Raw genomic sequence first — 20846 nt, 5'->3', positions numbered from 1 at the left:
ATTCAGGTAATGACGCTGGGCTGCTGCCGGCCGGTGCGCTGCTTGATCCCCGCCAGGGTGTCGGACAGCGCGATGAGCGGCTCGAGAGCGGCCTGCGTATCAAGGTCGTGCCGTCCGCCGGCGGCTTCGTAACGTTCGAGGTAGAGCCGCAACGTCGCGCCGACCGTACCGGTTCCGCTCAGCCGCAAGACGATGCGCGAACCATCGGTAAAGCCGATGCGAATACCCTGCTTGGCGCTGGTCGAACCATCCACCGGGTCGTGATAGGTGAAGTCGTCGGCATAGGCGACCTGCAGGTCTTCGCCGAAATTCTTGCCCGGCAGCGCCGGCAATTGCGCGCGCAGGTCATCGACCAGCTTATTGGCGATACCAGCGTCGACCTCTTCATAGTCGTGGCGGGTATAGTAGTTGCGCCCGTAAGTAGCCCAATGCTCGCGCACAATCTGGTCCACCCCCTGCTTGCGCGCAGCAATGATGTTGAGCCAGAGCAGCACGGCCCAGAGCCCATCCTTCTCGCGCACGTGATTGGAGCCGGTGCCGGCACTCTCCTCGCCGCAGATCGTAACCCGGCCGGCATCGAGCAGATTGCCGAAGAACTTCCAGCCGGTCGGCGTTTCATGCATTTCGATGCCGAGCTTTTCGGCGACACGGTCGGCCGCAGCGCTGGTCGGCATGGAGCGGGCAATGCCGGCAATCCCGGCCTTGTAGCCGGGCGCGAGATGGGCATTGGCCGCCAGCAACGCGAGCGAGTCCGAGGGCGTCACGAACCGGTTCTTGCCGATGATCAGGTTGCGATCCCCGTCACCATCCGAGGCGGCACCAAAATCGGGACCTTCCGGCGTCATCAGCAGGTCGAACATGTCCTTGCAATAGACCAGGTTCGGATCGGGATGCCCCTTGCCGAAATCCGGCGATGGCGTGCCATTGACGACTGTGCCCTTGGCAGCGCCCAGCTTGCCTTCCAGAATGGCATGGGCATAGGGGCCGGTAATGGCATGCATGGCGTCGAACGTCATGGTGAAGCCGGAGGCGAACAGCGCGCGGATCGCATCGAAATCGAACAGCGTCTCCATCAGCGCCGCGTAGTCGGCCACCGGATCGATGACTTCGACCACCATGTCGCCAACCTGCTGGGTGCCGATCTGCCCCAGCGCGATATCGGGCGCATCGACGATTTTGTAGCTGTCGATCACCTTGGAGCGCTCGAACACCGCATCGGTGATCTTTTCGGGCGCCGGGCCGCCATTGGAAATATTGTACTTGATGCCGAAATCGCCATCCGGCCCACCCGGATTATGGCTGGCCGACAGCACGAGCCCGCCAAAGGCCTTGTGGTGGCGGATCACATGGCTGGCGGCAGGTGTCGAGAGCAGGCCATTCTGCCCCACCAGCACCTTGCCGAAACCATTGGCGGCGGCAATGCGGATGGCTTTCTGGATGGCCACGTCATTGTAGAACCGGCCATCGCCGCCAATGACCAGCGTCTGGCCCTCAAACCCCTCGAGGCTGTCAAAGATCGCCTGGATATAATTCTCGACGTAATTGGGCTGCTGATAGACGGTCACCCGCTTGCGCAGGCCGGAGGTCCCGGGCTTCTGATCGCTGTAAGGCGTGGTCTTAATGGTCTGAACTGTCATCTATTTTCTGCCCGATAAGGGTGGCGTAGAGACCGGCATAGCGCGCCGCGCTCGCTTCCCAGGAAACGTCCGATTTCATTCCTCGCCGTTGGATTTTCTTCCAGAGCTTGTCGTCGGCGAATAGCCGGACCGTGCGCCGGATGGCTTCGTAGAGCGCATGCGCGCTATTGGCGTCGAACATGACGCCGGTGGCAACTTCCGCGGCAATTGCGGCAGGATTGGCATCGATCACCGTGTCGGCCAGTCCGCCAATGCGGCTGACCACCGGCACGCAGCCATAGCGCAACCCATAAAGCTGGGTCAGCCCGCAGGGCTCGAACCGGGAGGGGATCAGGATTGCGTCGCATCCTCCTTGCATGAGGTGGGAGAGCTCTTCGTTATAGCCGGTGATGATGGAAACCTTGCCCGGATGGCGCGCCCAGGCGTGGCGGAAACCGTCTTCGAGATACCCCTCGCCCGATCCCAGCACGGCCAGTCGCGCCCCCAGATCGACCAGCCCATCCACGATCTGCAGCAGCAGGTCCATGCCCTTCTGGTCGGTCAGCCGGCTGACCACGCAGAACAGCGGCCCATCGATCCCGTCGAGGCCAAATCGCTCGGCGACCGCCAGCTTGTTGGCCCGGCGCAGATGGACATTGTTGATCCCATAGGGCTGCGCCAGCGCCTTGTCCGTCGCCGGGTCCCAGGCAGCGATATCGATGCCGTTGAGAATGCCCATGACGGTATCGGCCCGGCCATTGAGCAGCCCTTCCAACCCCATGCCGAAAGCCGGCGTGCGGATTTCGTCGGCATAATTGGGGCTGACCGTGGTGACGAAATCGGCACATTCCATGCCCGATTTAAGATAGGAAATACCGCCGTAATATTCGACGCCATTGACCCCGAAGGCATGTGGCGGCAAGCGCAGCTGCGAGAATATCTCGGGGCCGAAAAAGCCCTTGAACGCGATATTGTGGATCGTCATCACCGTTTTGACGCGGTCGGACGGACCATATTTGATATAGGCGGGCGCCAGGCCCCCCTGCCAGTCATGCGCATGGATGATCTGGGGGTGATAGCCCTCGACCAGCCCCTGACCCAGCTCGGCGCCTACCCAGCTTAGGGCGGCGAACCGCTTCCAATTGTCCGACCAGTCCCAGCCATCGGGGCTGACATAGGGATTGCCCGGCCGGTCATAGAGCGCGGGCGCGTCGATCACGATGATATCGACACCCGCCACGCGGCCCGCAATCAGCTTGGCCGGCACACCGAAGAGATCGGCAATCTCGGCGACAACCCGCCCGCCCGTCAGCTTGTTCATGACGGCAGGATAGCCGGGCACCAGGGTCCGCATATTTATGTCGTTATGCGCCAACGCCCCCGGCAAGGCGCCGGTGACGTCGGCGAGGCCGCCAGTCTTGATCAGCGGATAGAGCTCGGAGGCAACCGAGAGAACTTCGATCATCGGCTCGCCAGGTATTTGTTGACCATGGCCTGGGTGATGAGCGTCACCCCGTCCTCCGTGCGGCGGAACCATTTGGCGTCGAATTCGGGATCGTCACCCACCACGAGCCCTTCCGGAATGTTGACGCCGCGGTCGATCACCACCTTCTTCAGCCGCGCATTGCGGCCAATATCGCAATAGGGCAACACCACCGCCTCATGCAGTTCCGAATAGGAATGAACGCGCGACCCGGTCGACAGCAGCGTCTTCTGCAAATGTCCGCCCGAAATGATGCAATCGCCCGAAACCAGCGAATTGACCGCCGATCCGCGCCGCCCATCGAAATCATGCACGAACTTGGCCGGCGGCGTGATCTCGGCATAGGTCCAGATCGGCCAGTCGCGGTCATAAAGATCGAGCTGCGGCTCGATATCGGTCAGGTCGATCGAGGCCTTCCAATAGGCATCGATCGTCCCCACGTCGCGCCAATAGCTGACCTCTTCCTTGCTGGAGCGCACGCAGGAGCGGGTAAACCGGTGCGCCCAGGCCGTGCCGTTCTTGACGATATAGGGAATGATATCCTTGCCGAAATCGCGGCTCGATCCCTCGGTCGCCGCGTCGCGCCGGAGCTGTTCCATCAGGAACCGCGTCTCGAACACATAAATGCCCATCGAGGCCAGCGCATAATCGGGCTTGTCGGGAATACCCGGCGGATCCTTGGGCTTCTCGACGAAATTGACCACCCGGTCGCGCCCGTCCACATGCATCACGCCAAAGCCGGTGGCCTCCATGCGCGGCACTTCCAGGCACCCGATGGTGACATCGGCTCCGGTGTCCACATGCTGGCGCAGCATGATTTCATAGTCCATCTTGTAGATATGGTCGCCGGCCAGGATGACGATGTAGCGGGCGCCGTAATCCTCGATAATGTCCATGTTCTGGTAAACGGCGTCGGCGGTGCCGGCATACCACATGTCCTCGGCCACGCGCTGGCTGGCGGGCAGGACATCGAAGCTTTCGTTACGTTCCTGGCGCAGGAAGTTCCAGCCGCGCGACAGGTGGCGGATCAGGCTATGGGCCTGATACTGCGTGGCCACCGAAATACGGCGAATGCCCGAATTGATGGCGTTGGACAGCGCAAAATCGATGATGCGCGACTTGCCGCCGAAATAGACGGCCGGCTTGGCGCGCCGGTCGGTCAGTTCCATGAGCCTGGTGCCGCGCCCCCCCGCAAGCACATAGGCCATGGCCTCGCGGGCCAGTGGTGATGGAACTCTGTAGTCTGCCATATCTAACCCTCCACTCGTCGCCCGGATTGGTCCGGGACGTATCCCTCATGCCCGATCACTCAGGCTCGAATTTCAAGAACAGCGTCGATAGCGGCGGCAGGTAAAGTTCTGCCTCCGCCGGCCAATGCTGCCCCTCGACAGCATGGGCAGTCACGGCCCCCTGGTTGCCCGTGTTGGATCCCGAATACCAACCGGCATCGGTATTGATGCGCTCGACCCACCGGCCAGCCTGCGGCATGGGTATCTTGTACCCACTGCGTGGCACTGGCGTGAAATTGGAGACGACCAGCACCGGATCGGCGCCCGGCGCCTTGCGCAGCCAGGCAAAGACGGAATTGGCGTGGTCATTGCCGATCACCCATTCAAAGCCATCGGGCTCGCAATCGCGCTCATGCAAGGCAGGCAATTGGCGATAGGCCAGGTTAAGATCGGCAATCAGCCGGCGCATGCCTTCATGCATGCCCGCTTCGAGCAGATACCAGTCCAGCGACTTGCCATCGGCCCATTCCTCGCGCTGCGCGAATTCCTGGCCCATGAACAACAGCTTCTTGCCCGGATGCCCCCACATGAAAGCGTAATAGGCTCTGAGATTGGCGAATTGCTGCCAGTCATCGCCCGGCATCTTCTCCAGCAGCGAGCCCTTGCCATGCACCACTTCGTCATGGCTCAGCGGCAGCACGAAATTCTCCGAAAAGGCGTAGACCGTGCCGAAGGTCATGTCGTTGTGGTGGAATTTGCGATGCACCGGCTCGCGGCTCATGAAGCGCAGCGTGTCGTTCATGAAGCCCATATTCCACTTGAAGCCGAAGCCCAGCCCGCCGGTATAGGCAGGATGGCTGACCCCCGGCCAGGCCGTGGATTCCTCGGCAATCATGAACGTGCCGGGATGCAGCCGATAGGCCTCCGAATTCACCCGGCGCAGGAATTCCACCGCCTCCAGGTTCTCATTGCCGCCGTGCCTGTTGGGCACCCATTGTCCCGGCTGGCGGGAATAATCGAGGTAGAGCATGGAGGCCACGGCATCGACACGCAGCCCGTCGATATGGAATTTTTCGAGCCAATAGAGCGCGTTATTGACGAGGAAACTCACCACTTCCTTGCGGCCGAAATTGTAGATCGCCGTGTTCCAGTCGGGGTGATAGCCCTGTCGCGGATCGGCATGCTCATAAAGCGCGGTGCCATCGAAATGGGCCAGGCCATGCGCGTCGGTCGGGAAATGCGCCGGCACCCAATCAAGGATGATGCCAAGCCCCGCCTCATGGGCGGCATTGACGAAACGGGCAAAGCCCGCCGGATCGCCAAAACGCGAGGTGGGCGAATAAAGCCCCGTGGGCTGATAACCCCAGCTCGGATCGAACGGATGCTCGGTGACCGGCAGCAGCTCGATATGGGTATAGCCCATATCTGCCGCATAGGGCACGAGCTGCTCGGCCAATTGGTCATAGGTCAGGAAGCCGCCATCGGGCCGCCGGCGCCAGCTGCCCAGATGCACTTCGTAGATCGACATCGGCGTGCGCCGCCAATCACGCGTCGCCCGCTCCTCGATATATTTGTCGTCGGTCCAGGTGAACGGCGTCGGATCTGGCACCACCGAAGCGGTGCGCGGCCGCAATTCGGACTGGCGCGCGAACGGATCGGCCTTGAGCGGCAGCACGACCCCGTCCGGCCCGACGATCTCGAATTTATAGAGCGTACCGGTGCCCAGAACCGGCACGAACACTTCCCAGATGCCGTTCTCGAAGCGGTTGCGCATCGGGTTGCGCCGCCCATCCCACTCGTTGAACGGGCCGACCACGCTGACGCGCTGCGCATTGGGTGCCCAGACGGCAAAATGGGTGCCGTGGATACCCTCGAATTCCATTTCGTGGGCGCCCAGCTTGTCGAACAGGCGAAGGTGACTGCCTTCGCCCATATAATAATCGTCCATCGGCCCCAGCACCGGACCGAAGGAATAGGGATCGTAGATATCCCATTCGCCACCGGCATTCTTGGCGCGATAGCGGATCGGCTGGCGCCGGTCCACATTCACCTTGCCCTCGAAGAACCCGCCCGGATGGCGCGGGAACAGATGTCCCAGCTCGGTGCCCTCCAGCGTATAGGCCGTGACCATTTCCGCGTGCGGAATGAAGGCACGCAGCACCCAAGCGCCCCCGGCTTCCTGCAGGCCCAGAAAGGCGAAGGGGTCCGGGTGGCGGCCATTGACGATGGCCTCCACATCCCCGGTATCGGCTTGCCAGATTTCCTTAGTCACAGGCGCGTCCCCCCATGGACCGCCGCAGGCCGATGGCACTGCGGGTTCCAGATTCATTTATCAAGCGGGTCCGCTCTTGCATGTCGGTTGCCTCGCTGCTCACAATCATGCCGGCGTCGCGGTAACGCCCCAGATTTCCTTGGCATATTGCCGGATCGTGCGATCCGACGAGAAGAACCCCACGCTCGCCGTGTTGCGGATGGCGATGGCATTCCAGCGCTTCTTGTCGTTCCACAGCGCATCCACCTCGGCCTGGGCAGCGACATAGGCGTCGAAATCGCGCGCCACCATGAACCAGTCATGGTCACGCAAGCCGCCGATCAGATCGCGATAGCGGTTGGGGTCATCCGGCGAGAACACGCCCGAAGCGATCGAATCCAGCGCTTCCTTGAGCCGCGGCGAAGCCTCGATGGCAGCAGCAGGCGCTATGCCCTTGGCCCGCTGTTCATTCACCTCGGCCGTGGACAGCCCGAAAATGACGATATTGTCGGCCCCCACTTCCTTGTGCATTTCCACATTGGCGCCGTCCATCGTGCCGATGGTGATGGCGCCATTGGCCATGAACTTCATATTGCCGGTGCCCGAGGCTTCCATGCCGGCAGTGGAAATCTGCTCGCTGAGATCGGCGGCGGGAACGATCACCTCGGCCAGGCTCACATTGTAATTGGGCAGGAACACCACCTTGAGCAGGCCGCGCACCGCCGGGTCGTGATTGATGACCTTGGCGACGTCGTTGATCAGCTTGATGATGAGCTTGGCGTTCCAGTAACCCGGCGCCGCCTTGCCCGCGAAAATCTTGACGCGCGGAACATAGTCGCGTTCCGGATGCGCCCGAATTTCATCATAGGCGGCAACGGCCTGGATGACGTTGAGCAGCTGCCGCTTATATTCGTGGATGCGCTTGATCTGCACGTCGAACAACGCATCGGGCGACACCGTGATATTCGTGCGATCCTTGATCAGCTTGGCGAGCCGCTGCTTATTGGCCTTCTTGACCCCCGCGAACTGCTCCTGGAATCCCGGGTCCTCGGCATGCGCCTTGAGCCCCTGCAGCAGGTCGATATCGTCGAGGAACCCCTGGCCGATCCGGTCGCCGATCAGCTTGGTCAGCCCCGGATTGCATTGCATCAGCCAGCGCCGCGGCGTGATGCCATTGGTTTTGTTATTGATGCGGTCGGGGTAGAGCTTGTGCAGGTCGGAAAACACCGTCTGCTTCATCAGCTCGGTATGCAGCGCCGAAACGCCATTGATCGAATGCGAGCCGACAAAGGCCAATTGGCCCATGCGCACCCGGCGCCCGCCCGCCTCGTCGATCAGCGACACGCTGGCAATCTGGCCATCGTTGAACTTGGCGCGCTGCCGCGCTTCCGCCAGCACATCGGCATTAATCTGGTAGATGATCTGCATGTGCCGCGGCAACAGCCGCTCGAGCAGCGCCACCGGCCAGCTCTCCAGCGCCTCGGGCAGCAGCGTATGGTTGGTATAGCCAAAGGTGCCGCGCGTCAGCTTCCAGGCATCGGCCCATTTGAGACCATTGTCGTCGACCAGGATGCGCATCAGCTCGGCAATCGAAATCGCCGGATGCGTATCGTTGAGCTGAATGGCCACCTTGTCGGGCAGCGAGCCCAGATCGCCATATTGCTGCAAATGCCGCCGGACGATGTCCTGCAGCGAGGCCGAGGAGAAGAAAAACTCCTGCCGCAGCCGCAATTCCTGCCCAGCCGCCGTTGAATCAGCAGGGTAAAGAACCCGCGTAATGGCTTCTGCCCGCGCACTTTCTTCCAGCGCGCCGATATGGTCGCCCGAATTGAACTTGTCGAGCAGAATGGGGTCGATCGGCTGCGCGCTCCACAGCCGCAGCGTATTCACCCTGGCCCCGCGCCAGCCCACAATAGGGGTATCGAAGGCCACGGCCAGCAGATGGTCATTGGGTCGCCATTCCTGGCGCACAGTGCCATCCGGATCGGTCACCGGCTCGACATGCCCGCCAAAACCGATCTCATAGGCGCTTTCGCGCCGCTCGAATTCCCAGGGATTGCCATGCGCCAGCCATTCCTCGGGCAGTTCGACCTGCCAGCCTTCGCTCATTTCCTGGCGGAACAGGCCATGCACATAGCGGATGCCATAGCCATAGGCCGGGATCTTCACCGACGACATGGATTCAAGGAAACACGCAGCCAGACGGCCGAGGCCGCCATTGCCCAAAGCCGCATCGGGCTCGAGATTGATCAGGTCGCCCAGATCGACATTGAGATTCCTAAGCGCGTCGCGCACCGGCTCGATCAGCCCGACATTGCTCATGGCATCGCGCATGAGCCGGCCGATCAGGAATTCGAGGCTCAGGTAATAGACCCGCTTGTTGGACGTCCGCCACGTCTCGCGCGAGGACTCCATCCACAGGTCCATCACCCGGTCGCGGACTGCCAGGATCGTCGCCGCCAGCCAGTCATGCGGCCGGGCGACGATGGGGTCCTTGCCAACGGAATAGATCAGTCTTTCGAGGATCTCGCCCTGGATGGCCTCAACACTTGCCGCCGGGCGTTCGGGGGTGGGCGCGTCGTAAACGATTGGCTTTTGCGGCATATCGCAATCCAGTTTTCATGACGAACAGTTCCCCTCTGTCGTAGTCAGCATTGCACTTAATTTGGGCATGCGGAAGCCCCCTCGCGCAGCCCTACCATGTCTAGGACGCAGGCTGGGCGCTCTTGGCGACGGAGTCCTCCACCGCTTCTTCCGATAGCACGACCCCGCCTTCGCGGGCCTGATCGCGGGCATTGCTGAGCAGCAGATTCTGCCCGGTCCAGTCCTCGCCGGCCAGTTGCAGCTCGAAGCGCTGCCGGTCCCGGTCGCGCACGCCGGCCACCACTTCGGCGGCCTCCTCCTCGGTCGCGCCCAGCATCTGCACCACGTCGCCGCCAAAGGTCAGCGCGGATTCGAACAATTCGCGCAGCTGATACTCCACCCCGGCCTTGACCAGTTCGATGGCATGGCCGCGATCGAAAGCCCGGGCCATGACCCGCACCAGCGGAAATTCGTCGCGCAGCAATTCGGCGATCCGGGTCGTCTGCTCCTTCTTGTCGGTGCAGATCAGGATCACGTCGGCCGTGCCGGCGCCCGCGGCATGCAGGATATCGAGCCTGGTGCCATCGCCATAATAGACCTTGAAGCCGATCTGGGCGGCGACCCGCACCATTTCGGTATCATTGTCGATGATGGACACCGAATGATGCATAGCCAGGAGCGGCTGGCTGGCAATCTGCCCAAACCGGCCAAAGCCGATAATGAGTATCTTGCCCGAAAGCCCGTCGGCCTTCTCGACGCCCTCCATCGACTGCGTCTCCCCCTTGGGCATCACATAGCGCAACCCGATGATGAAGAAGGGCGTCAGCACCATGGAAATGATGACCGTGGCGGTGAAGATCGCATTGGTCGGCGCGTCGATCAGCCCGGCCGTGGCCGCGGTCGTATAGAGCACGAAGGCGAATTCGCCGCCCTGCCCCATGAGCACGGCCCGCTCCAGCGCCTCGCCATGGCTCGATTTCAGCACCCGCGCGATGCAATAGATCGCCGCGGCCTTGACCAGCATATAGGCCACCACGCTGAGGGCGATAATGCCCCAGTTCGCCCACACCGTCGCCAGACCGAGCGACATCCCCACGGCCAGGAAGAACAGGCCAAGCAGAATGCCGCGGAAGGGCTCGACATCGGCCTCCAACTGATGCCGGAAGGTCGAGGTCGACAGCAGCACGCCGGCAAGGAAGGCCCCCATGGCCATGGAGAGCCCGCTGACCTGGAACAGCAGCGCCGCCCCCAGCACCACTAGCAGGGCCGCGGCCGTCATCACCTCGCGCAGCTTGGTCGAGGCCAGCAGCGAAAAGAACGGGTTCATGATGCGGCGGCCGAGGAAAATCAAAAGGCCAATAGCGCCCAGCGCGATGGCAATCCCGGTCAACCGGGTCACCAGCGTCTCTTCCCCGCCGGTCGGCGCAAGAATGGCGACAACAGCCAGTAGCGGCACGATGGCGAGGTCTTCGAGCAGCAGGATGGAAACCATGCGCTGCCCGCTATCGGTCGACAGCTCCCCCCGCTCGCCCAGAATCTGCATGACGATGGCCGTGGACGTCAGCACGAACCCCATGCCGAAGACGAAGGCCACAGCCGGCGCAAAACCGAGCAGAATACCGACCCCGGTCAGCAACAGCCCGCAAATAGAAACCTGAATCACGCCCAGACCAAAAATCTGCTTGCGTAGCGACCACAGCCGCGACGGCTCCATTTCGAGCCCGATGATGAACAGGAACATCACCACGCCCAATTCGGCCAGGTGCAGCACCGAAGCCGGATCATTGATGACTTCAAGCCCCGATGGCCCCAGCAGCAGGCCCGCCGCCAGATACCCCAGCACCGAACCCAGGCCCAGCCGCTTGAACAGCGGCACGGCGATCACCCCGGCAGCCAGCAGCGCCACGACCGGCAGCAGGTCGATCCCGCCATGCGATGCGGCTTCTGCCGCGTGTCCAATCGCTTCGCCCGCCACCAGATTCTCCCGCTACAAATCCGAACCACAATAGGCAGTGTTCCGATCCGTCCCGGCGCGTCAAGCGCCGCGATCGCAGGGCAGCTTCACGTTGCCGGTTCCACCCCGCTTGGCGCGGTCCCTTCGGGAGGCTGCATCCGCTCTTCCTTGCGTTTGTCTTCGGCCTTCTGCTGCTCCTCGCTCTGTTCGCGAATAGCCACCGCGGCATTGGCCAGCAATTCCTCCCGGTCCGTCATATTGCGCGTCCGCCGCACGGGGCGCTTGGGTTTGACCGGCTTGCTGGGCACCGCATGGGTGAGGATGGAATGGGCGATCAGCAGCGTCGGCACGGCGATGAGCCCGCCCACCGGCCCCCAGGCCCAGAGCCAGAAAGTGATCGAAAGAAAGATGATGAAGGGGTTGAGCGTCATCGTCCGCCCGATGAAATGCGGCGTAACGATCTGCCCTTCGACAAAGTTGATGGCCACATAGCACCCCACCGGCAGCAGGATATTTTCGAGGCCGGTTTGCGTGCCCAGGCCCACGGCCAGCAACACCAGGATCATCACCCCCTGCCCCACATAGGGAATGTAATTGAGCACCGCCGCCATCGCGCCCCACAGGATCGGCGACGGCATGCCGATGGCCCACATGGCCAGCGCCACGGCGCAACCGACACAGGCATTGATGAAGGTGATCGACAGCAGAAACCGGCTGACCTTGGTCTCCACATCGAGAAAGATATGCGCCGTGCGCCAGCGCATCCGCCGGCTCACGCAGAGCGAGAGCACCGAGACGCGAATATGGTCCCGCGTCGCCACGAAGAAATAGAGGCTGGCGAGGAAAATCAGCACCTGCGCCCCAATGGCGGGCGCCAGCATGGCAAGGCCAATCACCTGCCCGCCATCCTCCACCGTCACCGCCATGGCCGAGGCGCTGCCGAACAGCGAGGTCAATTGCTCCTGGAACGCGGCCACCGATTCCATCGGCTCGCGCAGCGCCGAGATTTCGTTCTGCAGCTTGTCCCAGATCGCCGGAGCCCGCGCCACCCATTCCGAGAGCGGCACGGCAAACAGCGCCACGCCGCCGAATATCACCGCCAGCAACAGCAGGACGACCACACCTGCCGAGAGCGCCGGCGGAATTCCAAATCCCTCGAGCCGGTCGGCCACCGGCCCGAACATCAGCCCGATGACAATGGCCAGCGTCACCGGCGCCAGAATGACCTTTCCGGCCTGCAATACCACGAGCAATACCGCAAATCCGATCAGCACCAGCGCGATCCGGGCCGTGTTGGTCAGTATCCGCTCGAACTGGCTTTCGTCCATTTCAGTCGATGCAGCGGGTCGGCCCATGCGTGCCATATGGCTTCCAATAGGTGGGAGAAACTGTGCCCATCAGAACGCCCATTCCGATCCAAACGTTCCTCTGCACAAGCCCAGATCGCCAGTCGACCGGCGACGAGAGCGCCGGTACCATCCCCCGTTTTCAACGCCAAGGTTCCGACATGCCCCGCAAAATCATTATCGACACCGATCCTGGCCAGGACGATGCCGTCGCCATCCTCCTGGCGCTGGCATCCCCGGAAGAGCTCGATGTGCTGGGCATTGTCGCCGTCGCGGGCAATGTCGGCGTCGCCCAGAACGCCATCAATGCCCGCAAAGTGGTGGAACTGGCCGGACGCCCGGATATTCCCGTCTTTGCCGGTTGCTCGCGCCCGCTGCGCCGCCATCTCGTCACCGCCGAACATGTGCATGGGCAAACCGGCCTCGATGGCCCCAACCTGCCCGAGCCGCAGATCCCGCTGCAAACGCTCCATGGCGTCGACTACATCATCAACACCCTGATGGCCGCCGAGCCCAAAACCATCACGCTTTGCACCCTGGGGCCGCTGACCAATATCGCCCTGGCGCTGATCAAGCAGCCCGCCATTGCCGAGCGCATCGCCGAAATCGTCATGATGGGTGGCGCCTATTTCGAAGTGGGCAACATCACCCCCGCCGCCGAATTCAACATCTATGTCGATCCCGAAGCCGCCGATGTCGTGATGCGTTGCGGCGCTCCCATCACCATCCTGCCGCTCGACGTGACCCACCAGATTCAGTCGACGCCCGAACGCCTCGCCGCCATCAAGGCCATCGGCAACCAATCCGGCGCGGCCGTCCACGCCATGCTCACCTTCTCGGAAACCTTCGACCTCAAGAAATACGGCTGGACCGGCGCACCGCTCCATGACCCCACCGTCATCGCCCATCTGCTGCAGCCCGAGCTGTTCGAGGGCCGCCACTGCAACGTCACCATCGAAACATCAAGCGAGCTGACCGTGGGCATGACAGTGGTGGACTATTGGCACGTCACCGGCCGTGCCAAGAACGCGACCTACCTGCGCAATGGCAATGCCGATGGATTCTATAAGCTGCTGACCGAGCGATTGGCCCGGCTGCCGTGATGCGATGGGCCTGGTCCTCTACCTCTTTGGCGCAGTAATATTCGTCCTGGTAGTGGGCTGGGCCGTCTATGTGCTGCCCACGCCGGGCCCGCTTGGCCCGGCCTCGCTCGCCACCGCCCTCATTCCCGTTGGGATCATCGTGGGGTCGGTGTTTGCCACCGTGCTGCTCGCCTGGCTCCTGCTGGTACTGGCCCGGGCGCTGTTTCGCATCTGGCGGCACCTCACCAGGTCCTCCTGAAGAAGCCGATTGGCAACCGGCACGGGCAAGCGTAGTGTCCGCCTCCCGAACCGAGGCCTGCCATGGAACCCTTCACCCTCCTGACCTTCACCATCGCCTACGCGATTGCCGTGCTGGTGCCCGGCCCCGGCGTTGCCGCAGTGGTCGCCCGCGCGCTGGGCGGCGGGTTCAAGGGGGCCTTTCCCATGGTGCTGGGCATCCTGGCCGGCGACCTCGTCTATTTCGTCTTCGCCGTCTTTGGCCTTGCCGCCGTCGCCACCTGGTTCGGACCGGTTTTCACCATCATCCGCTGGGCCGGCGCCGCCTACCTGCTCTATATCGCCTATAAATTCTGGACGGCCCGCCCCGGTGCCGAGCAGATGAAACCCAAGAACGAAGACAGCTGGCGAACCTTCCTCGCCGGCTTCTCGCTGACCATGGGCAATCCCAAGACCATCGTCTTCTACCTCGCCATCCTGCCCACGGTGATCCCGCTCGACCAGATGACGCCGATCGCCTTCGCCGAACTGACCGCCATCGTTGTCGTGGTCCTGCTGATCATCGGCTGCGGCTATGCTTGGCTCGCCTCGGCCGCCCGCGAAATGTTCAAGAGCAGCAAGGCCCTCGGCCGCCTCAACAAGACCGCCGGCGTGATGATGGCGACCGCCGCAGGCCTGGTGGTCTGGCAGCACTAGGACCAATCGACATCCAGCTCAGGCTGAGCCGAAAATGGCGGTTTTCGAGAACCGGAGCGCAGCGTACGTTTGGTACGTGAGCACCGGAAGCGCAGAAAATCGGCATTTGCAGGCCAGCATCAGCTGAATGTCGATTGGTCCTAAGCGGCACGACTGTCCAACCAGACAGCCCCTAAATCGCCTTCTCCGTCGCCGGATCGAACAGATGCACATTGGCCGGCGCAATGCTCACCCCGACCGTGTCCCCCGCCTTGACCGCATTGCGGCCGGTATCGACCACCATGATTTCCGGATCGTCACCCAGCGTCAGATAGGTCATCGCCCCCGTCGACTCGACCGCTGACACAACCATGCGCAACACCGCCGGGCCATTGCCCGCCAATTGCAGATGCTCGGGCCGCAACCCGATCACCACCGAACGCCCGGCCTCTATCGTTCGACCCAAAGCCACTGCCCCCGCGCCGGGCAGGTCCGGCAGCACCGATTGGCCATCCGAACTCACCGTCCCCGGCACAAAATTCATCGCCGGCGAACCGATAAACCCCGCCACGAACTTGCTGGCCGGCGTGTCATAGAGCTCCAATGGCGAACCCTGCTGCTCGATCACCCCATCACGCATCACCACCACATGATCGGCCATGGTCATGGCCTCGATCTGGTCATGCGTCACATAAACCGAGGTCGCTCCCAGCCGGTCATGCAGCGCGCGGATTTCCTTGCGCATATGCACGCGCAGCGCCGCATCGAGATTGCTGAGCGGCTCATCGAACAGAAACGCCTTGGGATTGCGAATAATGGCCCGCCCCATGGCCACGCGCTGCCGCTGCCCGCCCGAGAGCTCGCGTGGATAGCGCTTCAGCAGCGGCGTCAGCCCCGTCGTCGCCGCCACCTCCTGCGCCGCCCGCGCCGCCTCGGCCTTGGGCACGCGCTTGAGCCGCAGCGAATAGGTCAGGTTCTGCTCCACCGTCATATGCGGATAAAGCGCATAGCTCTGGAACACCATGGCCACGTCGCGCTTGCGCGGCGGCACCCCATTCATCTGCTGGCCGGCAATTTTCATCGTGCCACCGGAAATGCTCTCCAGCCCCGCCAGGGACCGCAGCAAGGTGGATTTACCGCAACCCGAGGGCCCGACCAGCGCCACGAACGCCCCTTTGGGAATGGTCAGGTCGATATTCTTGAGCGCGTGAAAGCTGCCATAATGCTTGTCGATGCCGATCAGTTCGATTTGCGGCTCTGCACTCATTTGAGGGCTCCCGAGGTAAGACCGGAGACGATCCGGCGCTGCAGGATGACGAAAATGGCCAGGATCGGCGTCACATAGATGGCCGAATAGGCCATGATCGAATTCCAATCCGACGAATTGGGCCCCAGGAACCCGGACAGCCCCACGCTGGCGGGCTGCAAGGCCGGGCTCTGGATGATCGACTTGGAATAGATATATTCGCCGAACGAGCCCATGAAGGTGAGGATGGCGCAGACCAATATGCCATTGCGTGCCAGCGGCAGCACGATGAGGAAAAACGCCCCCACCCGCGAATTGCCATCGACCAGCGCCGCCTCTTCCAGTTCGCGCGGCACGCTCATGAAGGTTGCCCGCACCAGCACCACGAAGAACGGCATGGATTTCGCCGCCGCCGCCAGGATCACCGCCAGCCGCGGGTAATTGAGCAGCCCGATCTGGTTGAACCCCACGAAAAGCGGCGTGATCATCACCGATGCCGGCAACACCTGCAGCATCAGCACGGCAAACAGCCCCACATCGATCCAGGCGCTGCGATAGCGCGCCAGCACATAGGCGCAGCCCGTGCCCAGGATCACGGTGATCGCGGTGACGCCCGAAGCAATGATCACCGAGTTCCACAGGAACGTGGACATGGTGCGCCGCGACCAGACCTGCCCATAGATGTCGGGATTGGGTGTGGTGGGCCAGAAGGTCGGCGGATTAGCGAAAATCTCCGACCCCGATTTGAGGCTGGTGACATACATCCAATAGAGCGGAAAGAGATAGACCGCGGCCAGCGCCAGCGCGACGACCAGCAAGGCCCAGGGTGTGTAGCGCCGGGTCATCCGCGCACCTCATGCCGGGTCGAACGCACATAGAGGATGGAGGCGAACAGCACGAGCACGAACATCATCACCGAAACCGTCGCGCCCTTGGCAAAGTCATAAAGCTGGAAGCTGAGCTGCCAGGACCAATAGCCCGCCACATTGGACGTATTGGCCGGCCCGCCTTCGGTGAGCGCGGGAAAGAGATCGAATTGCTGCAAGGTGCCGATCAGCCCCAGCGACAGCACCGCGCCAATGGTCGAGCGCATCATGGGCAGGGTAATGGTCCAGAACCGCTGCCAGGCATTGGCGCCATCGAGCTCGGCCGCCTCGTAGAGATCGCGCGGGATTGCCGCCAAGCCCACCGACAGCAGCAGCATGTTGAAGGCCAGGCCCAGCCAGATATTGGCGATGATCACGGCCCAGATGGAAAAGCTCGGGTCCGACTTCCAGAAGATATTGGACTGGATGATGCCGAGCCCGCGCAGGACGGAATTGAGTACGCCGAAATCGCCAGCGAGGATCCAGCTCCAGATCGCACCCACCACCAGCCCCGGCATCACCCAGGACACCAGGAACAGCCCGCGAATGGTCGCGGCGCCCGGAAATTTCTGCGCGAAAAACAGCGCCAGCGCGAAACCCAGCACGAATTGCCCGGTCATCGACCCAACGACGAAAATTAGCGTATTGCGCGTCACCAGCCAGAATTCGGGCTGCGCCACCACTGCCGCGTAATTGGTGAAGCCGGCAAAAGGCCGGATCAGCTGGCCCAGGGTGAACATGTCCACCTGCTGGAAGCTCATCAGCACATTATAGACCAGCGGCAGGCCGGCCAGCGCCAGCAGGAACAGCATCGCCGCGCCCACCAGGATCAGGTCGAACCCGACCCCGTCCCGCAAACTATTGAAAAACTTCGCCATCCAGCCTTCCTCGACTCGGGAATGCCCCGGCCGGATCGCTCCGGCCGGGTGGGATCGATCGGGCTAGCCGACAATTCCCTTGATGGTGGCCTGCGCCTCGTCGAGCGCATCCTTGGCCGGCATCTGGCCGGTCAGGGCCTTCTGCATGGCGTCATAGATGGCCTTGGAGATTTTCTGCCATTCCGGATGCGGCCCGCGCGGCTGGGCATATTGCAGCTGCTCCTGGAACACCTTGAGCGCGGCATCCTTGAGCGCAATGCCGGTTTCGGGCAGTGGAATATCGCTGCGCGGCGGAATGCTGCCGAATTCCTCGAAGATCCGGTTATCCTGGCTGGCGAAATATTCGAGCGCCCGGAAAGCTTCGTCTGGATGCTTGGTGGTCGACATGATGCCCCAGTCGAACCCGCCCAGCGCCGAGGAGCGGGTGCCGCCATCGGTCAGGGTCGGCAACAGAGCCACGCCCCAATCGAACTTGGCGTCTTCCACCATGCGGTCCACTTCCCATGGGCCGGAAATGGCCATGGCGGCATTGCCCGAATTGAACGTGCCGGTCGAGTCCCACTGGCCCAGGCTCAACACGTCCTTGGACGCCCAGCCATTGTCGATGATCTTCTTCCAGAGCTCGAGCGCGGCCACCGCGCCCTCGGTATTGACGTTGGAATAATCCCCGCCCGACATCTGGATCAGCGGCAGGAACTGGAACGTGCCTTCCTCGCCGGCGCGGGCCGAGAAGGTCACGCCATAGACGTTATTGGCGGGGTCGGTCAGCTTTTCGGCATATTCGGCCACCTGTTCCCAGGTCTTGGGCGGCTCGGTAATGCCCGCCTTGGCGAACAGGTCCTTGTTATAGAACACCCCGATCGTATCGGTATATTTGGGAATGCCGAAATACTTGCCATCCCAGGTCACCGAGTTGAGCGGACCGGGGAAATAATTCTCGGCCTTGATCACCTGCGAATTGGCGATGCGGTCGGTAATGTCGAGCATGGCCCCGCGCGAGGAGAACATCGCGAAATCGGGATTGTCGAACGAGACGATATCGGGAGCATTGCCGGTGGCGAAGGCGCGCAGCGTCTCGTTCACCAGATCGTCGAACGGAATACCGCGATACTCGACCACGATATCCTCGTTCTGCTCGTCGAATTCCTTGGAGAAGGTGTCGGCGATGCCCGGACGGTCCACCCCGTCGATCGACCAGATCTTGAGCGTCACCTGCGCCATGGCAGGCCCTGCCGCCAGCAGCGCGCCCAATGCGATACCGGCCGCAAGGCCGAATGTACTCAGCTTCATTGTCTTCCTCCCTTGGCGGCGATGTGCCGCGTTCCACACTCGAGCGGGGCCCTCCTGCCCCGCCCGCCGGTCTAGCTGGCCAGGGCGACGAAATCGCCGCCGCGGCAATTCTTGAGATAATTGAGGCCGCGCACCTGCCCGGTCATTTCGAGCGCATCGCGATAGACCGGGTCATGCCAGCCCTCGATATCGATCGAGCCCTGATAGCCGGCCAGCCGAAGCTCGGAGATCACATCGGTCCAATTGGTGTCACCAAAGCCCGGCGTCCGCATGAACACGAACTTCTCCTTGCCGAAAATGCCGTGCTCCTTGATCACGTCCCAGCGGATGGTCGCGTCCTTGCCATGCACATGGAAGAATTTGTGCGCCCACTTGCGGATCTGAGGGATGGGATCGATCAGATAGACCAGCTGGTGGCAGGGCTCCCATTCGAGCCCGATATTGTCGTCCGGCGTCTCGTTGAACATCAGCTCCCAGGCATCGGGATTATGCGCGATGTTCCAGTCGCCGCTCGCCCAATTGCCGTCCATCGCGCAATTCTCGAAGGCGATTTTGACGCCCTTGTCATCAGCGCGCTTGGCCAGCTCAGACCAAACCTTCTTGTATTGCGGCAGGCTGTCCGTCAGCGGCTTGTTGCGCACGCGACCCGTGAACCCGGCCACGGTCGTCGCCCCGAAATGGTGTGCATTGTCGATGCAGTCCTTCCAGCCCTGCAGGGTCTGGCGGTCCATGTCCTGGTCCTCCAGCGGATTGCCGAACATGCCAATGGTGGAAATGGTGATGTCGCGATTGCCAATGGCGTCGAGCGAACGCTTGCCCAGCTCCGCCAGATCCTGCCCATTGGTCGTCTGCCAGAAAAACGGCTCGAAACTCTCAAAGCCCAGATCGGCAATAGCGGCAATATTCTCGGCCGCCTTGCCGGCCGTCGCCTGGATCATGGTGCCGATGCGGATGGTCTTGGCTGGATCGCTCACTTGGCTCTCTTCCTAAACTGCAATGGTGACGCGTTGCCGGGTCTTGGCGCTTTCGATCGCCGCAAAGACCATGGCAAGGCTCTTGATATTGTCGTTGCCGGCAGTCTCCGGCTGGCGGCCCGCTTCGATGGCGCCGAGAAATTCGGCGATGACGCTGGCATGGCCATGGGTCTGGGCGATATCCGCCGGTTCGGGCACATCGATTGCAGTCAGCTCGCGGAAAAACCCACTGTCCCCCGCCACCACCTTGGCCTCGAACTGGTCCTCGCCATTCCACAACAGCGAGCCCTTGGTCCCCACGATGCGCCAGGCGCTTTCCCAGCTGGTATTGGCCCCTTCGGCCGACCAGCTACCGCGATAGGTGAAGACCACATCGTCGGAAAATTCGAAGATCGCATTGGCCGCCGCGCCATTGGCATACCAGGAGCCGCGCGGATTGGTTTCGAGGCAATAGACCGCCAGCGGCACCTTGCCCGCCATGAACCGGGCAGCATCCAGCGTATGGATGGCCATGTCGAGCAGCAGCACATTGTCCATTTCCTCGCGGAAACCGCCGAAATGGGCGCCGATGAAGAAGTCGCAATGCAGCGCCGTCAATTCGCCCAGCGCCCCGCTCTCGATCAGCCGCCGAATGCGCCGCACGCCGGAGATAAAGCGCCGGTTCTGCACCACCGCATGCACCCGCCCGGCATCGCGCGCCAGCTTGACCAGGTCCTGCCCCGCCGCCAGCGATGTCGCCATCGGCTTTTCGCTCAGCACATGGCATCCATGCCTGAGCCCGGTCGCCACCACATCATGCCGGGCCACCGGCACCACCACGTCAAACAGCAAATCCGGCTTGACCTCGGCCAGCATGGCATCGAGATCCGTGCCGATCGCGGCCCCGCTCAGCCCGAACTCATCGGCTCGCGCCTGCGCCGTTGCGCGGTCGAGATCGACCAACCCCACAACATCAATCCGGCCAGCCAATTCCGGCGCCTCGAGAATGGCCTTCAGCCACCCTCTGGACATAGCTCCGCACCCAGCCAGAACTGCCGTTTTCGTCAAACTGATATCCTCCATACGGATTTTCGGGGTTGCGGTTTCCTCCTCCGCAAGCCTTTCCGTAAACGTTTACGACGGTATATAAACAGCCT

16 protein-coding genes are annotated in these 20846 nt (G+C 62.3%); 3 read left to right on the top strand and 13 right to left on the bottom strand.

The window, feature by feature from the left end; all coding sequences use genetic code 11:
* Positions 1-2: 2 nt before the first annotated feature.
* From QQL79_RS03700 to QQL79_RS03670, 7 genes are all read right to left on the bottom strand, one after another.
* Positions 3-1637, bottom strand: a complete 1635-nt coding sequence (locus QQL79_RS03700) for an alpha-D-glucose phosphate-specific phosphoglucomutase (protein WP_284388027.1) — start codon at positions 1635-1637, stop codon at positions 3-5.
* Positions 1618-3078 carry a glycogen synthase GlgA gene (gene glgA / locus QQL79_RS03695; protein WP_284392810.1) on the bottom strand — a complete coding sequence of 487 codons (1461 nt, stop codon included), beginning with the start codon at positions 3076-3078 and terminating at the stop codon, positions 1618-1620. The genes QQL79_RS03700 and glgA overlap by 20 nt, the downstream gene beginning before the upstream one ends.
* On the bottom strand, positions 3078-4349 hold the full coding sequence (gene glgC / locus QQL79_RS03690) for a glucose-1-phosphate adenylyltransferase (protein WP_284388025.1): 1272 nt from the start codon (positions 4347-4349) through the stop codon (positions 3078-3080). The genes glgA and glgC overlap by 1 nt, the downstream gene beginning before the upstream one ends.
* A gap of 55 nt (positions 4350-4404) precedes the next feature.
* The gene (gene glgB / locus QQL79_RS03685) at positions 4405-6657 is read right to left on the bottom strand and encodes a 1,4-alpha-glucan branching protein GlgB (RefSeq protein WP_284388023.1); all 2253 of its coding nucleotides are present in this window, start codon (positions 6655-6657) and stop codon (positions 4405-4407) included.
* Between the two features lie 48 nt (positions 6658-6705).
* On the bottom strand, positions 6706-9183 hold the full coding sequence (locus tag QQL79_RS03680) for a glycogen/starch/alpha-glucan phosphorylase (protein WP_284388021.1): 2478 nt from the start codon (positions 9181-9183) through the stop codon (positions 6706-6708).
* A gap of 100 nt (positions 9184-9283) precedes the next feature.
* Positions 9284-11137, bottom strand: coding sequence for a monovalent cation:proton antiporter-2 (CPA2) family protein (locus tag QQL79_RS03675; protein ID WP_284388019.1), 1854 nt, complete (start codon positions 11135-11137; stop codon positions 9284-9286).
* An 86-nt stretch (positions 11138-11223) separates the two neighbouring features.
* Positions 11224-12480 (bottom strand): AI-2E family transporter, encoded by a 1257-nt coding sequence (locus QQL79_RS03670; protein WP_284388017.1) that lies wholly within the window; start codon positions 12478-12480, stop codon positions 11224-11226.
* A 143-nt stretch (positions 12481-12623) separates the two neighbouring features.
* Between QQL79_RS03670 and QQL79_RS03665 the strand changes: the two genes are divergently transcribed.
* From QQL79_RS03665 to QQL79_RS03655, 3 genes are all read left to right on the top strand, one after another.
* The gene (locus tag QQL79_RS03665) at positions 12624-13565 is read left to right on the top strand and encodes a nucleoside hydrolase (RefSeq protein WP_284388015.1); all 942 of its coding nucleotides are present in this window, start codon (positions 12624-12626) and stop codon (positions 13563-13565) included.
* A 4-nt stretch (positions 13566-13569) separates the two neighbouring features.
* Complete coding sequence (locus tag QQL79_RS03660; RefSeq protein WP_284388013.1) at positions 13570-13803, top strand: hypothetical protein; 234 nt, start codon at positions 13570-13572, stop codon at positions 13801-13803.
* A gap of 62 nt (positions 13804-13865) precedes the next feature.
* A complete protein-coding gene (locus QQL79_RS03655; protein ID WP_284388011.1) occupies positions 13866-14477 on the top strand; it encodes a LysE family translocator in 612 nt (203 codons plus the stop codon).
* A 172-nt stretch (positions 14478-14649) separates the two neighbouring features.
* Here the strand turns inward: QQL79_RS03655 and QQL79_RS03650 are convergent, their stop codons facing one another.
* From QQL79_RS03650 to QQL79_RS03625, 6 genes are all read right to left on the bottom strand, one after another.
* Positions 14650-15723 carry an ABC transporter ATP-binding protein gene (locus tag QQL79_RS03650; protein ID WP_284388009.1) on the bottom strand — a complete coding sequence of 358 codons (1074 nt, stop codon included), beginning with the start codon at positions 15721-15723 and terminating at the stop codon, positions 14650-14652.
* A complete protein-coding gene (locus tag QQL79_RS03645; RefSeq protein WP_284388006.1) occupies positions 15720-16547 on the bottom strand; it encodes a carbohydrate ABC transporter permease in 828 nt (275 codons plus the stop codon). The genes QQL79_RS03650 and QQL79_RS03645 overlap by 4 nt, the downstream gene beginning before the upstream one ends.
* Positions 16544-17446 (bottom strand): carbohydrate ABC transporter permease, encoded by a 903-nt coding sequence (locus QQL79_RS03640; protein ID WP_284388004.1) that lies wholly within the window; start codon positions 17444-17446, stop codon positions 16544-16546. The genes QQL79_RS03645 and QQL79_RS03640 overlap by 4 nt, the downstream gene beginning before the upstream one ends.
* 63 nt (positions 17447-17509) lie before the next feature.
* On the bottom strand, positions 17510-18736 hold the full coding sequence (locus QQL79_RS03635) for an ABC transporter substrate-binding protein (protein WP_284388002.1): 1227 nt from the start codon (positions 18734-18736) through the stop codon (positions 17510-17512).
* A gap of 71 nt (positions 18737-18807) precedes the next feature.
* Positions 18808-19710: a sugar phosphate isomerase/epimerase family protein gene (locus tag QQL79_RS03630; protein WP_284387999.1), complete on the bottom strand. Its 903-nt coding sequence runs from the start codon at positions 19708-19710 to the stop codon at positions 18808-18810.
* 12 nt (positions 19711-19722) lie between these two features.
* Entirely contained in the window at positions 19723-20721 is a 999-nt protein-coding gene (locus tag QQL79_RS03625) for a Gfo/Idh/MocA family protein (RefSeq protein ID WP_370461175.1), read from the bottom strand.
* Positions 20722-20846: the final 125 nt, after the last annotated feature.

This window comes from Devosia yakushimensis (assembly GCF_030159855.1).
GTDB classification, from domain to species: Bacteria; Pseudomonadota; Alphaproteobacteria; order Rhizobiales; family Devosiaceae; genus Devosia; species Devosia yakushimensis.
The sequence above is the reverse complement of the archived record's forward strand: the minus strand, read 5'-3'. Positions and strand labels throughout refer to the sequence as shown.

Bases quoted from the DNA above. Each gene is read 5' to 3' on its own strand.
- QQL79_RS03670 (WP_284388017.1), bottom strand. From the start codon at position 12,480: ATGGCACGCATGGGCCGACCCGCTGCATCGACTGAAATGGACGAAAGC.
- QQL79_RS03640 (WP_284388004.1), bottom strand. From the start codon at position 17,446: ATGGCGAAGTTTTTCAATAGTTTGCGGGACGGGGTCGGGTTCGACCTG.
- glgC (WP_284388025.1), bottom strand. From the start codon at position 4,349: ATGGCAGACTACAGAGTTCCATCACCACTGGCCCGCGAGGCCATGGCC.
- QQL79_RS03700 (WP_284388027.1), bottom strand. From the start codon at position 1,637: ATGACAGTTCAGACCATTAAGACCACGCCTTACAGCGATCAGAAGCCC.
- QQL79_RS03680 (WP_284388021.1), bottom strand. From the start codon at position 9,183: ATGCCGCAAAAGCCAATCGTTTACGACGCGCCCACCCCCGAACGCCCG.
- QQL79_RS03660 (WP_284388013.1), top strand. From the start codon at position 13,570: ATGGGCCTGGTCCTCTACCTCTTTGGCGCAGTAATATTCGTCCTGGTA.
- QQL79_RS03655 (WP_284388011.1), top strand. From the start codon at position 13,866: ATGGAACCCTTCACCCTCCTGACCTTCACCATCGCCTACGCGATTGCC.
- QQL79_RS03665 (WP_284388015.1), top strand. From the start codon at position 12,624: ATGCCCCGCAAAATCATTATCGACACCGATCCTGGCCAGGACGATGCC.
- QQL79_RS03645 (WP_284388006.1), bottom strand. From the start codon at position 16,547: ATGACCCGGCGCTACACACCCTGGGCCTTGCTGGTCGTCGCGCTGGCG.
- glgB (WP_284388023.1), bottom strand. From the start codon at position 6,657: ATGAATCTGGAACCCGCAGTGCCATCGGCCTGCGGCGGTCCATGGGGG.
- QQL79_RS03635 (WP_284388002.1), bottom strand. From the start codon at position 18,736: ATGAAGCTGAGTACATTCGGCCTTGCGGCCGGTATCGCATTGGGCGCG.
- QQL79_RS03650 (WP_284388009.1), bottom strand. From the start codon at position 15,723: ATGAGTGCAGAGCCGCAAATCGAACTGATCGGCATCGACAAGCATTAT.
- QQL79_RS03625 (WP_370461175.1), bottom strand. From the start codon at position 20,721: ATGTCCAGAGGGTGGCTGAAGGCCATTCTCGAGGCGCCGGAATTGGCT.